Below are 15,081 nucleotides of genomic sequence, written 5' to 3' on the forward strand. Positions count from 1 at the left end.
GGGCTGGCGCCGGTGTAGCCGGGGCGGGGCGTGTCGGCCGGCGCGGAGGCGGGCAAGCCGCCGGGCGCCGTGGGCGCGGACGGCGCCACGGTCTCGAATCCCCCATCGTCATCGCGCGCGGCCGTGGTCGGCGCCACCGCCGACGAGCCGCCGGTCTGCGCCAGCGTCTGGCTGACCGCGTGGTTGACGAAGCGGTGCACGGCGCCGCTGTCGCGGAAGCGCACCTCGTGCTTGGCCGGATGCACGTTGACGTCGACCGCGGCCGGGTCGATGTCCAGGAACAGCACGTAGGCCGGCTGGCGGTCGCCATGCAGCACGTCGGCATAGGCGGCGCGCAGCGCGTGGCTGACGGTGCGGTCGCGCACGTAGCGGCCGTTGACGTACAGGTATTGGCGGTCGGCGCGGGCGCGGGCCGCGGTGGGGCGGGTGATCATGCCGGCCAGGCTGACCGTGCCGACGCTGTGCGACAGCAGCAGGCCGTGCTCGGCGAATTCCGCGCCCAGCACGTCGCGGATGCGCTGCGGCGGCTCGGCCGGCAGCCATTGGCGCTGCGCGCGGTCGTGGTGGAACAGGCGGAAGGCGATCTGCGGATGGGCCAGGGCGATGCGCTCCATGGCGTCGACGCAGTGGCCGAACTCGGTGGCTTCGGAACGCAGGAACTTGCGGCGCGCCGGCACCGCGTCGAACAGCTGGCGCACGTCCACGGTGGTGCCCGGCGGGCCCGAGGCGGGGGTGACCTGCATGCTGCCGGCCTGGATCTGCCAGGCATGCTCGCCGTCGCGCGTGCGCGAGATGATGGACACCTGCGCCACCGAGGCGATCGAGGCCAGCGCCTCGCCGCGGAAGCCCATGGACGCGACCGATTCCAGCTCGTGCAGGTTGCGGATCTTGCTGGTGGCGTGGCGCGCCAGCGCCAGCGGCAGTTCTTCCGGTGGAATGCCGCCGCCGTCGTCGGTCACGGCGATGCGGCGGATGCCGCCGCCCTCCAGGCGCACTTCGATCGCGCGCCCGCCGGCGTCGATGGCGTTCTCGAGGATTTCCTTGAGCACCGAGGCGGGTCTCTCGATCACTTCGCCCGCGGCGATCTGGCTGATCAGCAGGTCGGGCAGCGCAAGAATGGAGCGGCGTTCTGTCATGGGGTGTTCCGGTGTAGCTATAGGGATGATTTTAGCCTCTGGATAGGGTGGGCTATAGTCGTTGCCTGATTCCGCCTTCCGCTTTCAGGGACGTATTGATGCTTGAATTTTTCCAAATGGTGCTCCACATCGACCAGACCCTCGGGGTCTGGGTCCAGCAGTATGGCGTGTGGGTCTATCTGGTGCTGTTCCTGATCGTTTTCGCGGAAACCGGGCTGGTGGTGTTGCCGTTCCTGCCGGGCGATTCGCTGCTGTTCATCGCCGGCGCCTTCGGCGCCACGGGCAGCCTCGATCCGGTGCTGCTGGGGGCGCTGCTGATCGTGGCGGCCATCACTGGCAACAGCGTGAACTACGCCATCGGCCGCTACATCGGGCCGCGCGTGTTTTCGATGAATCTGCGCTTCCTGGACCGCGGCGCGCTGATGCGCACGCACGCGTTCTACGAGAAGCATGGCGGCAAGACCATCGTCATGTCGCGTTTCATTCCGGTGGTGCGCACCTTCGCGCCGTTCGTGGCGGGCGTGGCCGACATGCCGCTGTCGCGCTTCCAGCTGTTCAACATCCTGGGCGCGCTGCTGTGGGTGGTGAGCCTGGTGGCGGCGGGCTATTTCTTCGGCAACATCCCGCTGGTGAAGGAACACCTGAACACCATCGTCCTGATCGGCCTGGCCGCGGCCGTGGTGCCGGTGGTCGGCGCGGCGCTGTTCAAGCTGCTGCGCGCGCGCCGGGGCGGCTAGGGGGCCGACGGGCGCCCAGCCGCCGCGAGGGAAAGGACGAAACTAGAAAATCGCGGTGACGCTCAACTGGTAAGTTCTGCCAGACGCTGTGCCCAGAGCGATATCGCGCTGATCCTGCTCCGAGGACATGGTCATTTTCTTGTTGCTGGCGTAATCCCAGTATCTGCGATTGGTGAGGTTGTAGATGCCCATCGCCACGGTCAGGTGTTTCTTCACGTTGTAGTAGGCCGCCAGGTCGAAAATGCTGTAGCCCGGGATGTACTTGTAGTTCTTCTCGTATTTCTCGGCATATTTTTCAAACGTGAAGCTGCCATTGTTCGAGAAGTTCTGCCGCACCGGGTCGATGGCTTGCTTGCCCTTGACAAAGGTGGCGGTAAGGCTCGCGCCATAACGGTTCTGAGGGTCATCCCAGGCCAGTGATGCAATGGCCTTGACGGGCAGCACGCTGTCCAGATCCACCCAGTCATCACCGGAATAGGACGATTTCGATTTGCCCTGGTTGTAGCCCACGGCAAAGGTGCTGCTCAATCCGCTGGCAGCCCCAAGCAGCGCGCCATAATTGATCCGGGTCACCAGTTCGGCGCCATAGATGTACGCCTTGTCACGGTTCTCCGCGATGGTGAGGCTGGAGATCGAGGCGGGAAGCTTGGCGAGCAGGCTGTCAACGCCGGGTTTCGGCGCGCCCGTCGTGTAATCCCTCAATGCGTACTTGCGGTTATAGATGAAATTGTCATAGGTGTTGTAGAAGACGTTGCCGCGCACGGAGATGCCAGTGGCAGCCTGACCGACAACCCCGAATTCAAACTGATTGCTGGTCTCGGATTTCAAGTCTGAATTGCCGACCATGGCCGGCGAGGCGCGCCCAATCTTGGGATGCAGCCAGATTCCCGCGATCTGGCTGCTGGTGGGATAGGAGACGCCGCGCTTGTATTGCAGATAGGTGCTGAGCTCCGGGTTCAACGCATACATGACGGTCAACGAGGGCAATGGCTTTGCGTCCGTGAACGTCTTGCTGTGTATCTGATTGATTTCCGCCAGCGTCAATCCGCCCAGCGCGTTATTGTCGGAAGGCGCTTCAAAGCCTTGCGGCTTGATCCTGTGCCATGAGTACTTCAATCCCGGCACCACCGAGAACGCGCCGAGGGTGATGGTGTCGCCCAGCCACACATTCGTGTCATAGGTTCGATTGTTACCCTGTGGCTGCAGGGTCGGATAGGTTTCGCCAATTTGTTGGAACGGCCGGGAGAACGCCGTGGACGAGAAATTCACGCCGTAATTCAGTGCGTGATTACCGTAATCCTTGGTGATTTCGCTCTGAAAGCCAAAGGTCGTGGTTTTCATATCCGAGAAGGTGGACACATTCTCCAATGGATTCACCGTCTCCAGCCCGGTCCGGTACGACCTGGAGGATGTGACGGTGTCCTGGACTGAAAAGGTGTCATCGCTGACGCGCGTCCGCTGATAGAACACCTTGCTTTCCATCGTGTCGATCAGGCTGTTGTTTGCCGGCGTAAAGACATGGGCCAGGCTTATCGAGTAGCGTTGCGTGGCGTTGTTCTGCCTGGACCCGCCAACAATACTTTCCTGTGGGGCGGCGCTGGTCAGTTTCCGGTACATCGGCGCGCTTTCCCGGCTGGATTTTTGATAGAAATCCACGGTGCCGACGATCCGGTTGCCGCCGTCGATATTGAGCACGCTGTTGAGCAGCGCGGCATCGGAGTGCCAGCGCATCGGGTAGGCATCCAGATAGTCACTGTTGTTCTGTGTCTGCTTGCCGTCACGGCGGCTGTAGGCGAACAATGCCCTGGCGCGATCGTTGCCGAACGCGGAGGTCATGCCGTTGTGCCAGGAATGATCGGCGCTGTCGAACTCGCCGGTGTACGCCAGGTAGCTGCTTTCGCCGTCCGTGAGATAGGCGTCCGGGGATTTGCTGATGAACGAGACGGAGCCGCCGACCACGTTCTTGACCGTGCTCTGCCGTGCCGAGCCGGAAGTGATGTTCACCTGGCCGTACAGGTAAGGGTCGATATAGTCGCGGCCAATGCCAAAGGTGTCTTCGCCGGTGGTGGGCGAGTAGCTGCGCCCGGTGGCGTCCGGCAAGGGAATGCCGTTGACATCCAGCGCCACGCGGTTGCCGTCCAGGCCGCGGATGTTGTAGCCGGTGTAGCCGCCGCGGTCAAAGCCGGACTTGCCGTTGCGCGAGCCACTATTGACGCCCGATGCGCTGATCAACGGTTGATAGCGCATGATGGTGCCGAAATTATTGCCGCCTGTCTTTTTCAGATCATCGGCGGAAATGGATTGCGTGGTGACGTCTTGCGGCTTGATGGTCGTGGTGACCGTAATGGGTGAAAAAACCTTCACGCCACGCTGATCATCATTTCTGACCTCGCCGGCGGCCGTGTCATGGGGCGTGTTCTGGCCATAAGCGGTTGTGGATAACAAGAGGGCTGTCGCCAGCGATACATTCCTGCATTTCATGTCCCAGGATCCTTGCATGATGAATACAGGATTGCGCTGGAACGTCGAGCGGGGCGGGGGGCACCAATGCAGGCGGAGCGGCGGCCATGGATCTTTCCAAAAGGATGGCCGCTAATTTACCGAGGCCGCCTCCCGAGGTCTGCGGGCATTCGTCTGAAAGTCCGCCGAGGAGTCCTGTCCCCGCGGGTATATAAGATCGGGTAACCCGGCGCTTGTGAGGGTGGCGCCAGATTCAAGCTGCGGTGCGTTGACAAGGCTGGGCGGCTGATGGTCCCGGGGGACGACGGCCGCAAAAGAAAAGGGCCATGCGCAAGCATGGCCCCTGGTGTTGCCGGCGAGGTCTCAGCTGACGTCGCCCAACCGCGCCAGCGGCGGGTTGGCGGTGAAGTAGCGCTGGATGCCGGTCAGCATGGCCTGCGCCAGCTTTTCCTGGTGCGCGGTGGTCTTGAGCAGCGCCTCTTCCTGCGGGTTGCTGATGAAGGCGGTCTCGACCAGCACCGACGGAATGTCCGGCGCCTTCAGCACGGCGAAGCCGGCCTGCTCGACGCTGTTCTTGTGCAGCCGGTTGATCTTTTTGATCTCGTCCAGGAAGGCGTTGCCGACCTTGAGCGAGTCGTTGATCTGCGCGGTGGTCGACAGGTCCAGCAGCACCTTGGCCACCTGGCGGTCGTGGCTGCCCAGGTTGACGCCGCCGATCAGGTCGGCCGCGTTTTCCTTGTCGGCCATCCAGCGCGCCTGGGCGCTGGTGGCGCCGCGCTGCGACAGCGCGAACACCGACGAGCCGTTGGCCGAGGGCTTGATCCAGGCGTCGGCGTGGATCGACACGAACAGGTCGGCGTGCACCCGGCGCGCCTTCTGCACGCGCACGTGCAGCGGCACGAAGAAGTCGTCGTCGCGCGTCAGGTAGGCGCGCATGTAGGGCTGGCTGTCGATCAGCGCCTTCAGGCGCCGGGCGATTCGCAGCACCACGTCTTTTTCACGCAGGCCGCTGCCGCCGATGGCGCCCGGATCCTCGCCGCCATGGCCGGGGTCCAGCGCGATGGTCAGCATGCGCTGCTTGCCGCGGCCGGCGCTGGCGGGCGGCGACTTCGGCACCGGCAGCGGCGCGGCCGGCTGCTGGCCGCGCACGCGCGGCGGTTCGGGCGGGTCGGCGCGGGCGGCCGGATTGCGCTGGATGTCTTCGAGGATGCGCGCCAGCGGATCGTCGGCGTCGGGACCGCTCTTGTTCAGGATGGCGACCAGCGGGTCCTGCGCGATCTTGGGATACAGGTCCAGCACCAGGCGGTACTGGTAGTCGGCCACCGGCTTGAGCGTGAACACCTGCGGCGCCACGGCCTGCTTCAGGTCGAACACCAGCCGCACCACGTTGGGCCGGTTCTGCGCCACGCGCAGGCTCTGGATGTAGGGATCGTCGGGGCGGACCTTGGACACCAGGTCGTTGAGGGCGGCGCTCAGGGTCAGTCCCTCGATATCAACCACCAGGCGGTGGGGATTCTCCAGGGTGAACTGTTCGGCCTTGAGCTCGCTGTCCAGTTCCAGCGTGACGCGGGTGTATTCGTCGGCCGGCCAGGTACGCACGGCCAGGATGGTGGCGGCCTGCGCCAGGCGCGGCACCACCGGCAGGACGAGCAGGGTGGCGGCGACGCTGATCAGGCGACGTCGGGTGGCGCCTGCCGCGGGGAGGGCGCCGTGTCGGGCGGGGGGACAATCGCGTTCAACCATGTTTGTCCTCGAGCGGTGTGCGCGGTCAGCGTGACATCGCGTCCTTGGCCTGCGTACGCCAGGGAAATCTGCAGGTCGGGAGGGGGCAACAGGCCCTCGGCCCGTTCCGGCCATTCAATCAAAACGACCGCATCCTCACGCAGCAAATCCCGGAATCCGGCGTCCAACCATTCGCGCGAATCACTAAATCTATAAAAATCAAGGTGATAGAAGTATAAGTTAGAAACTTTATAGGATTCAAGCAGCGCGTAGCTTGGACTCTTGATTCGGCCTGTGATGCCGCATTCCCGCAACAATGCCCTGGAGAAGGCCGTTTTTCCTGCCCCCAGGTCTCCCTGAAGGTGGATACATGCGCCCGCCAGCCCGGTTTCGCGGCCGGAGACAAGGGGGGCGAGCTGGCGCGCCAGCGCTTCCGTGGCGGCTTCGTCGGGCAGGTGCAGGGTCAGGCTGCTGAGGGGGGCGGACATGGCGCGGGTCGGGAGGCGAGTGGTAAAAGGTCAGGATGGGAACACGGATTGAACGCAATTATAGGAATTCGGGTTTCTGCTAATCTTATAAGTGATTGCTATTCTCAAATAAGTCCGGCCTGGCGCCACGCCTCGGGCCGCGACGGACGCCGCCACGGAGCAGTAAGCGCCATGAAGACCCGCATCGAAAAAGACACCTTTGGCCCCATCGAAGTCCCCGAGGATCACCTCTGGGGCGCGCAGACGCAGCGTTCGCTGCATTTTTTCGCGATCTCCACCGAAAAGATGCCCGAGCCGCTGGTCATCGCGATGGCGCGCCTGAAGCGCGCGGCCGCCAAGGTCAACGCCGACCTGGGTGAACTCGATCCCAAGATCGCCGACGGCATCATCCGCGCCGCCGATGAAGTCATCGCCGGCAAGTGGCCCAACGAATTCCCGCTGTCCGTGTGGCAGACCGGCTCGGGCACGCAGAGCAACATGAACATGAACGAGGTGCTGGCCAACCGCGCCTCGGAACTGCTGGGCGGCGTGCGCGGCGAAGAACGCAAGGTGCACCCCAACGACCACGTCAACCGCGGCCAGTCGTCCAACGACACCTTCCCCACCGCCATGCACGTGGCCGCCGCCGTCCAGGTCGAGCACCACCTGCTGCCGGTCCTGAAGACCCTGCGCGCCACCTTCGCCGCCAAGAGCGCCGAGTTCTACGACATCGTCAAGATCGGCCGCACCCACCTGCAGGACGCGACCCCGCTGACGCTGGGCCAGGAACTGTCCGGCTACGTCGCCCAGCTCGACCTGGCCGAACAGCAGATCCGCGCCACGCTGCCGGGCCTGCACCAGCTGGCCATCGGCGGCACCGCCGTCGGCACCGGCCTGAACGCCCACCCGCAGTTCAGCGCCAAGGTCTCGGCCGAACTGGCCCACGCCACCGAAACCGCCTTCGTCTCCGCGCCCAACAAGTTCCAGGCCCTGGCCTCGCACGAAGCCCTGCTGTTCGCCCACGGCGCCCTCAAGTCGCTCGCCGCCGGCCTCATGAAGATCGCCAACGACGTGCGCTGGCTGTCCAGCGGCCCGCGTTCCGGCCTGGGCGAAATCAGCATCCCCGAAAACGAACCCGGCAGCTCCATCATGCCGGGCAAGGTCAACCCGACCCAGTGCGAAGCCATCACCATGCTGGCCGCCCAGGTCCTGGGCAACGACGTCGCCATCAACATCGGCGGCGCCAGCGGCAACTTCGAACTGAACGTCTACAAGCCCCTGGTGATCCACAACTTCCTGCAGTCGGTGCGCCTGCTGACCGACGGCATGGCCAGCTTCGACCAGCACTGCGCCGCCGGCATCCAGCCCAACCGCGACCGCATCGCCGAACTGGTCGACCGCTCGCTGATGCTGGTCACCGCCCTGAACCCCCACATCGGCTACGACAAGGCCGCCCAGATCGCCAAGAAGGCGCACAAGGAAGGCCTGTCCCTGAAGGAATCGGCGCTGGCCCTGGGCTACGTCACCGAAGCCCAATTCGCCGAATGGGTCGTCCCCGGCAGCATGACCAACGCCGCCAAGTAATCCCGCCGCAAAAAAAACGCCGCCCCGAGAGGGGCGGCTTTTTTTTGCGCGCCGCGCTTGATGGCGCGGCCGCACCACGTCACTGACCGACTACCTCGCCACCCACAGGATGTGGCCCCCCGTAGTCCCAATCTCTAATCACGGCCACTGTGCGCCCACCATCACTGCCCCACAGCGCCCATCTGCGCAAGCGCACAGCGCACACCCCCCCGACGCCCACAACCACGTATGCCAGGTCCGGCCGCCCGCGCGGCCGGCCCTGGCGACCTACGAAGAAAGCAACCGCCGCAAAAACCCCCGAGCCGCGCAACCAAAGAAGCCCCTAAGCGCTCCCCACCAACAACACCCAAGCAGGAATCGTCAAAGCAGAAAACAACGTCCCCATAGAAATGAGCACAGCCACCATCCTCCCATCTCCCCCCATCCGCATCGCCAGCACATAAGCCGCCGACGCCGTCGGCAACGCCGCAAACAGCAGCAACATCCGCGCTTCCAGCGGCGCCAGCCCCAGCAGCCGCGCCACCCCCAGCGCCACCAGCGGCAACGCCACCAGCTTCACCGCCAGCATCCACGCGATCAAGCCGCCATAGCCCTTGCCGCCTTCCCACGACAGGCTGGCCCCCACGCACAGAATCCCCAACGCGATCGCCGCCGCGCCCAGCCGCGCCAGCACCGTGTCCACCGGCCCCGGCAGCTGCAGCCCCGCGAGATTGCACGCCAGCCCCGCCAGCGTCGACACCACCAGCGGATTGCGCGCCAGCTCGCGCAGCAGGCTGCCGCCGTTGTGGCGCGCCAGCCCGTACACCGCGGCCACGTTGGCCATCGGCACCGCGAACCCGATGATCAGCGCCATCACGGTCTGGCCTTGCGCGCCGCCCAGGCTGGCCGATAGGGCCAGTCCGATATACGTGTTGAAGCGGAAGCCGCATTGCGCCGATGACGCCAGTCCCAGCGAGGAAGGCTTGAGCACGAGCCCGGCCAGCCACGACAGCGCCACGCCGGCGACGATCACCGCCGCCGTCGCCTGCAACAGTATTGCGGCATTGCCCGCGCTGATCGGCGTGCGCAGGATGGACTGGAACAGCAGGGCGGGGAACAGCACGAAGTACACCAGGCGCTCGGCGCCGGCGAAGAACTCGCGCGAGAAATTCAATTTGTGGCGCAGCGCCCAACCCAGCGCGACCAGCATGAAATCAGGGAAAACCAGCAGTGCGACCGACATGTCGATGAAGTGTTTTTCGAGCGCGCCGGCCGGGGATCGGCTCGCTATGCGATCGTAAGCATTTGCTGCTATTCTCCGTCATTCTGGCGGGCGCGTGTGCCACAAGCAACTCAAAACAGCACGGCTTTCTGCCCTGCATACTAAGCGATGCGCCCCCACCGTTAACTGCTGACTCGTCTACAGACGGGTACGTCACAAAACGGTCCGTTCACATACGGGCTCGCACACTTGGAGGAAACACACACATGAATAAAGTTCGCTCCCTGGCTATCGCTGTCGCGTTGGCCGCCGGCACGATCGGCGCCTCGGCCGCTCACGCCGCCGACAAGTATCCCAACAAGCCGATCCGCGTCATCGTCCCGTTCGCGCCCGGCGGCTCCACCGACATCATCGCGCGCCTCGTGACGCAGCGCATGAGCCAGGAACTGGGCCAGCCGATGGTCGTGGAAAACAAGGGCGGCGCCGGTGGCGCCATCGGCGCGGCCGAAGCCGCGCGCGCCGCGCCGGACGGCTACACGCTGTCGATCGCCACCGTCTCGACGATGGCCGTCAACCCGGCGTGCCGCCCCAACGACCTGCCCTACGATCCGATCAAGGACTTCCAGGCCGTCACCAACTTCGCCAACACCGCCAACGTGGTCGCGGTGAACCCGAAGTTCCCGGCCAAGGACTTCAAGGGCTTCGTCGAGGAACTCAAGAAGAACCCCGGCAAGTACTCGTACGGCAGCTCGGGCACGTGCGGCGTGCTGCACCTGATGGGCGAGTCGTTCAAGATGGCCACCGGCACCGACATCGTGCACGTGCCCTACAAGGGTTCGGGCCCGGCCGTGGCCGACGCCGTCGGCGGCCAGATCGAAATCATCTTCGACAACCTGCCGTCCTCGATGCCGCAGATCCAGGCGGGCAAGCTGAACGCCATGGCCATCGCCTGGCCCGACAACATCGCCTCGCTCAAGGGCGTGCCCAACTTCAAGGAAGCCGGCTTCCCGGTGCTGAACCAGCCGGTCTGGTACGGCCTGCTGGCGCCCAAGGGCACCCCGATGGATGTCGTCAACAAGCTGCGCGACGCCGCCGTGGTGGCCCTGAAGGACCCCAAGGTCATCAAGGCGCTGGACGACCAGGGCTCGGCCCCGTCGGGCAACACCCCGGAAGAATTCGCCAAGGAAATCAAGGAACAGTACGACTGGGCGAAGGACGTCGTGAAGAAGCAGAACATCAAGCTGGATTGATGGCCTGATGGCGCGGGCCCAGGCCCGCCGCCTGCCACATGAAGGGCGCCCTCGGGCGCCCTTTTTCATGGCCGCCGCATTCTGGCGGCGAGACCTGTGCGAGAAGCGCCCGCTACCCGCCCAGCGCCGCCTGGCTGGCTTCGCAGGCCGCGCGCAGCCGGTCGATCAGGTCGTGGTGCAGCGCCGACAGCGGATCCTGGCTGCGCGCCAGCACGCTGATCGGCACGCGCAAGGCCGGCGACAGCCGCCGCAGGCGCATGTCGGGGCGCAGCATGGCCTGGGCCGTGATGGCGTCGACGATGGCGTCGCCGGCGCCGGCCTGGGCCAGCGCGCAGGCCACGTAATGGGTCTGCACCCGCACGGCGGCGTGGGGATCCAGGCCCTGCGCATCCAGCGCCATCTGCAGCAGCGCGCCGGAGGCGTCGCTGGCGTCCAGCAGGATCAGCGCATCGCCGGCGATGTCGGCCAGCGCCAGCGGGCCGTCGCCGGGGCCCCGGCCCACGTGCACCAGCTCGGTGTGGCCCAGCTCGATGCGCGCCAGGCCCGGCGTGTCGCGGGTGTCGAAGGTCACGGCCAGGTCCAGCTCGCGCGTCAGCATGCCGCGCACCAGTTCGGTACTGTGGTGGGTGTGGATGTCGAAGGTCAGGCCCGGCCGCGCGGCGCGGCTGTCGCGCACCACGCCTGGCAGCAGGCCCAGCCCCAGCGCCGGGGCGCAGCCCAGCCGCAGGTGCGCGTGGGGACGGTCGCGCAGGCTGGCGGCCAGCCGGCGCACGCTGTCCAGGTCCTGGTTCAGGCGCGCCACTTCGGGCGTCAGGATGTCGGCCTCGCGCGTGGCCACCAGGCGGCCCTTGACGCGCTCGAACAGCTTGAAGCCCAACTGCGCCTCGGCGCTCGCCAGCAGCTTGCTGGCGGCGGGCTGGGTGATGTGCAGCGCCGCCGCGGCCTGTGTCAGGGAGCCGGTGCGGCGGATCGCTTCGAAGATCTCGATGTGGCGCAGGCGCATGGAGCAAAGGGGGATATCGGCGCAATCCCGCATTCTACGGCGCGGCGGGGGCGCTGCGACAGCGCCGCGGGTCTTGTCTATCATGGACGTCCATGCCGGCCGTCCGGCGTCATCCTGGAGTCCGTCCCATGCGCGTGCGCCGTTCCACCGCCGCCCTCCTGTTCGCCGCCGCCCTGGCCGCGGCGCCCTCGGCCTGGGCGCGTACGCCGACCGCGGCCGAGGACCTGAATCCGGAAGCCGCCAGCGGCAGCCAGGCGCGCACGCTGGCGCGCGCGCCGCATTACATGATGGTGTCGGCCAATCCGCTGGCGACCGCGGCCGGCGACGAGATGCTCAAGCGCGGCGGCAGCGTGGTGGACGCGGCCATCGCCACGCAGCTGGTGCTGAACCTGGTCGAGCCGCAATCGTCCGGCATCGGCGGCGGCGCCTTCATGGTGGTGTACTCGGCCAGGGACCGCGGCATCGTCACCTACGACAGCCGCGAGACCGCGCCCGCGGCGGCGCGCCCCGACCGCTTCCTGGATGCCGACGGCAAGCCGCTGCCGTTCACGCAGGCGGTCAACAACGGCATGGCCGTGGGCGTGCCGGGCCTGCTGCGCGGCCTGGAGATGGCGCACAAGCGCCAGGGCAAGCTGCCGTGGGCCGACCTGTTCCAGCCCGCCATCCGGCTGGCCGAGCAGGGCTTCGCGGTCTCGCCGCGCCTGCACAAACTGCTGGCGGGCAACAAGGAATTGCCGCGCCAGCCGGCCGCCGCGGCCTATTTCTATGCGCCCGACGGCAGCGCCTGGCCGGTCGGCCAAGTGCTGAGGAATCCCGCCTTCGCGGCCACGCTGCGGGCGGTGGCGCAGGGCGGCGCGGACGCCTTCTACCAGGGCGATATCGCCCGCGACATCGTGGCGGCGGTGCACGCGCACCCCAAGCCCGGCGACCTGACGCTGGCCGATCTGGCCGGCTACCAGCCGCGCCAGCGCGACCCGGTCTGCGGCGCCTATCGCGGCTTTCAGCTGTGCGGCATGGGCCCGCCCAGCAGCGGCCCGATCGCGGTGCTGCAGATGCTGGGCGAGCTGGAGCAATATCCGATCGGCGATTTCGCGCCCGGCAGCGTCGAGGCGGTGCACTACTTCGCCGAGGCCGGCCGGCTGGCCTTCGCCGATCGCGACTTCTACGTGGCCGACCCGGATTTCGTCCGCGTGCCGGTGCGCGCGATGCTGGACCCCGCGTACCTGCGCGCCCGCGGGGCGCTGATCCGGCCCGATCGCAGCATGAAGGTGGCGTTGCCCGGCGACCCCGAAGGCAAGCTGCTGTCGCGGGGGCGTGACAACGCCCTGGAGCAGCCTTCCACCAGCCACCTGGTGGCGGCGGACGCCGACGGCAATGCGCTGTCGATGACCACCACCATCGAAAACGAATTCGGCAGCAAGATCTTCGTGCGCGGCTTTCTGCTGAACAACGAGATGACGGATTTCTCGTCGTCGTTCAAGGATCCCGAAGGGCGGCTGGTGGCCAACCGCGTCGAACCCGGCAAGCGCCCGCGCAGCGCGATGGCGCCGATGATCGTGTTGCGCGACGGCAAGCCCTACCTGCTGGTGGGCTCGCCGGGCGGCAGCGCCATCATCAACTACGTCGCCAAGACCATCGTGGCGGTGCTGGACTGGAAGCTGGACATCCAGGCCGCGGCGGCCCTGCCGAACCTGGGCAGCCGCAACAAGGAGACCGAGCTGGAGAAGGGCACCGCGCTGGAAGCGCTGGCGCCGGCGCTCGAGCGCATGGGGCATCCGGTGAAGATCACCGAATTCCCCAGCGGCATCCATGGCATCGTGATCGATGCGGACGGCCTGCAGGGCGGGGTCGACCCGCGCCGCGAAGGGTTGGCGGCGGGCGGCTGAGGCGGCATTCGCAGTATGTCGCCCGGCGCGCCACACGCCGGGCAAGCACGCCGGGCAAGCAGGCCCCGCGCTGGGCGGGGCCTGGCGCAACGGTTCATTCCAGCGCCGACGGATCCAGCCGCATCTTGTCCTCGCGGCTGCGCGCCAGGTAGGTCACGCCCCACATCACCACGCCGAGCAATAGCAGCCAGCCTGCCACCTGGTACTGGATCACGTCGCGGCCGGTCAGCGGCGTCAGCAGGAACAGGCAGGCGGCCGCGCCCAGCCACGGCACGATGCGGTTGATGCGGAAATGCTCGTGCTTGACCTGGTCGCGGCGCAGCACCAGCACCGCCACGTTGACGAAGGCGAACACGCCCAGCAGCAGCAGGGCGGTGGTGCCGCCCAGCGCGCGGATGGCTTCGGAATCGGCCAGCGCCACCAGGATGATCAGGCCGAAGGCCAGCGCGGTGGTGAACAGGATGGCGGTCCACGGCGTCTGGTTGCGGCGATGCACGTGCGCCAGGAAGGCCGGCAGCACGCCCTGGCGCGACATGCCGTACAGCAGGCGGCTGGCCATCATCATGTTGATGAGCGCCGAGTTGGCCACGGCGAACATCGAGATCACCGGCATGATGTATTCCACCGGCAGGCCGGGCGCGGCGCGCTTGACCACCAGCACCAGCGGCGTGCTGCTGCTGGCCAGTTCGCCCACCGGCACCAGCGCCACCGCGCAGATCGACACCAGCACGTAGATCACCGCCGTCAGCCCCAGGCCGGTCAGCATCACCTTGGGGAAAATGCGGCTGGGGTTGTGGGTCTCCTCGGCCATGTTGACCGAGTCCTCGAAGCCGACCATGGCGAAGAATGCCAGCGCCGTGGCCGAGGTGACGGCCAGGAACACGCTCTTGTCTTCCGGCGTGTCGAAGGCGATGACGCGCGAGAAATCGGCCTGGCCCTCCGACATGGCGTAGAAGCCCAGCAGGATCACCATCAGCAGGCCCGACAGTTCGATCAGGGTCAGCACCACGTTGGCGCGCACGCTCTCGGACGCGCCGCGCAGGTTCACCAGCATCACCAGCGCCATGAAGCCCAGCGCGCCCGTGGTGATCCAGGCCTTGTCGGCCTCGATGCCGAAGGCCGCGAACAGGTTGGCCGCGAAGGCCTGTGACGCGGTCGCCGCCGAGGTCAGGCCCGAGCACATCACGGTGAAGCAGACGATGAAGGTCAGGAAATGCACGCCGAACGCCTTGTGCACATAGAGCGCGGCGCCCGCCGCTTTCGGATACTTGGTGACCAGTTCCAGGTAGGACAGCGCGGTCAGCAGCGCCACGCCGAAGGCCACCAGGAACGGCAGCCAGGCCGCGCCGCCGACTTCCTTGGCGACCTGTCCGGTCAGGGCGTAGACGCCGGTGCCCAGGATGTCACCGACGATGAACAGCAATAACAGCTTGGGTCCCATCACCCGCTTGAGCGGGGCGCTTTGCTGCGCGGCGTCCGGGGCATCATTCGTGGCCATCGTCTTTCTCCTTGTTCTCTTTCGATTTGGGGGAGTCGCGTCTGGGCAACGCCGGGACCGGCCTGGCGGCAGGTCCGAGGTGACGGGGAAAAGTCTAAAGCGGCGTTGCGCGCCGCGATGCAACAGTGATGCAACGA

At 66.5% G+C, this 15,081-nt stretch carries 11 protein-coding genes; 4 read left to right on the forward strand and 7 right to left on the reverse strand.

What is annotated here, in order from left to right:
• On the reverse strand, nucleotides 1–1,136 hold a 1,136-nt coding region (mutL, locus tag H0523_RS00005), incomplete at its 3' end, for a DNA mismatch repair endonuclease MutL (RefSeq protein ID WP_257224936.1).
• Nucleotides 1,137–1,234: 98 nt separating this feature from the next.
• On the opposite strand from mutL, the gene H0523_RS00010 reads away from it, so the two are divergent.
• Complete coding sequence (locus H0523_RS00010) at nucleotides 1,235–1,873, forward strand: VTT domain-containing protein (RefSeq protein ID WP_085943738.1); 639 nt, start codon at nucleotides 1,235–1,237, stop codon at nucleotides 1,871–1,873.
• 42 nt (nucleotides 1,874–1,915) lie between these two features.
• Here H0523_RS00010 and H0523_RS00015 read toward each other — a convergent pair whose 3' ends face one another.
• The 3 genes from H0523_RS00015 to tsaE form a co-directional block, all read right to left on the reverse strand.
• Nucleotides 1,916–4,354, reverse strand: coding sequence for a TonB-dependent receptor domain-containing protein (locus H0523_RS00015; protein WP_231689961.1), 2,439 nt, complete (start codon nucleotides 4,352–4,354; stop codon nucleotides 1,916–1,918).
• Between the two features lie 342 nt (nucleotides 4,355–4,696).
• A complete protein-coding gene (locus tag H0523_RS00020; protein WP_054434597.1) occupies nucleotides 4,697–6,076 on the reverse strand; it encodes an N-acetylmuramoyl-L-alanine amidase in 1,380 nt (459 codons plus the stop codon).
• Nucleotides 6,004–6,543 (reverse strand): tRNA (adenosine(37)-N6)-threonylcarbamoyltransferase complex ATPase subunit type 1 TsaE, encoded by a 540-nt coding sequence (gene tsaE / locus H0523_RS00025; RefSeq protein WP_054461055.1) that lies wholly within the window; start codon nucleotides 6,541–6,543, stop codon nucleotides 6,004–6,006. Before tsaE ends, H0523_RS00020 begins: the two co-directional genes overlap by 73 nt.
• 171 nt (nucleotides 6,544–6,714) lie before the next feature.
• On the opposite strand from tsaE, the gene fumC reads away from it, so the two are divergent.
• Nucleotides 6,715–8,106 (forward strand): class II fumarate hydratase, encoded by a 1,392-nt coding sequence (gene fumC / locus H0523_RS00030; RefSeq protein WP_054434594.1) that lies wholly within the window; start codon nucleotides 6,715–6,717, stop codon nucleotides 8,104–8,106.
• Between the two features lie 322 nt (nucleotides 8,107–8,428).
• Here the strand turns inward: fumC and H0523_RS00035 are convergent, their stop codons facing one another.
• The gene (locus H0523_RS00035) at nucleotides 8,429–9,328 is read right to left on the reverse strand and encodes an AEC family transporter (RefSeq protein WP_156350577.1); all 900 of its coding nucleotides are present in this window, start codon (nucleotides 9,326–9,328) and stop codon (nucleotides 8,429–8,431) included.
• A gap of 245 nt (nucleotides 9,329–9,573) precedes the next feature.
• On the opposite strand from H0523_RS00035, the gene H0523_RS00040 reads away from it, so the two are divergent.
• Entirely contained in the window at nucleotides 9,574–10,557 is a 984-nt protein-coding gene (locus tag H0523_RS00040) for a tripartite tricarboxylate transporter substrate binding protein BugE (protein WP_054434589.1), read from the forward strand.
• 112 nt (nucleotides 10,558–10,669) lie between these two features.
• On the opposite strand, the gene H0523_RS00045 is transcribed toward H0523_RS00040, so the two are convergent.
• On the reverse strand, nucleotides 10,670–11,560 hold the full coding sequence (locus H0523_RS00045) for a LysR family transcriptional regulator (protein ID WP_054434587.1): 891 nt from the start codon (nucleotides 11,558–11,560) through the stop codon (nucleotides 10,670–10,672).
• Between the two features lie 128 nt (nucleotides 11,561–11,688).
• On the opposite strand from H0523_RS00045, the gene ggt reads away from it, so the two are divergent.
• Nucleotides 11,689–13,446: a gamma-glutamyltransferase gene (gene ggt, locus H0523_RS00050; protein WP_054434585.1), complete on the forward strand. Its 1,758-nt coding sequence runs from the start codon at nucleotides 11,689–11,691 to the stop codon at nucleotides 13,444–13,446.
• A 94-nt stretch (nucleotides 13,447–13,540) separates the two neighbouring features.
• On the opposite strand, the gene H0523_RS00055 is transcribed toward ggt, so the two are convergent.
• The gene (locus tag H0523_RS00055) at nucleotides 13,541–14,944 is read right to left on the reverse strand and encodes an APC family permease (protein ID WP_054434583.1); all 1,404 of its coding nucleotides are present in this window, start codon (nucleotides 14,942–14,944) and stop codon (nucleotides 13,541–13,543) included.
• Nucleotides 14,945–15,081: the final 137 nt, after the last annotated feature.

Source organism: Achromobacter insuavis (assembly GCF_902859645.1).
In the GTDB taxonomy this organism is placed as follows: Bacteria; Pseudomonadota; Gammaproteobacteria; order Burkholderiales; family Burkholderiaceae_B; genus Achromobacter; species Achromobacter insuavis.

Coding starts and splice junctions, on each gene's coding strand:
- tsaE (WP_054461055.1), bottom strand. CDS start 6,543: ATGTCCGCCCCCCTCAGCAGCCTGACCCTGCACCTGCCCGACGAAGCC.
- H0523_RS00045 (WP_054434587.1), bottom strand. CDS start 11,560: ATGCGCCTGCGCCACATCGAGATCTTCGAAGCGATCCGCCGCACCGGC.
- H0523_RS00055 (WP_054434583.1), bottom strand. CDS start 14,944: ATGGCCACGAATGATGCCCCGGACGCCGCGCAGCAAAGCGCCCCGCTC.
- ggt (WP_054434585.1), top strand. CDS start 11,689: ATGCGCGTGCGCCGTTCCACCGCCGCCCTCCTGTTCGCCGCCGCCCTG.
- H0523_RS00010 (WP_085943738.1), top strand. CDS start 1,235: ATGCTTGAATTTTTCCAAATGGTGCTCCACATCGACCAGACCCTCGGG.
- H0523_RS00015 (WP_231689961.1), bottom strand. CDS start 4,354: ATGAAATGCAGGAATGTATCGCTGGCGACAGCCCTCTTGTTATCCACA.
- H0523_RS00035 (WP_156350577.1), bottom strand. CDS start 9,328: ATGTCGGTCGCACTGCTGGTTTTCCCTGATTTCATGCTGGTCGCGCTG.
- H0523_RS00020 (WP_054434597.1), bottom strand. CDS start 6,076: ATGGTTGAACGCGATTGTCCCCCCGCCCGACACGGCGCCCTCCCCGCG.
- H0523_RS00040 (WP_054434589.1), top strand. CDS start 9,574: ATGAATAAAGTTCGCTCCCTGGCTATCGCTGTCGCGTTGGCCGCCGGC.
- fumC (WP_054434594.1), top strand. CDS start 6,715: ATGAAGACCCGCATCGAAAAAGACACCTTTGGCCCCATCGAAGTCCCC.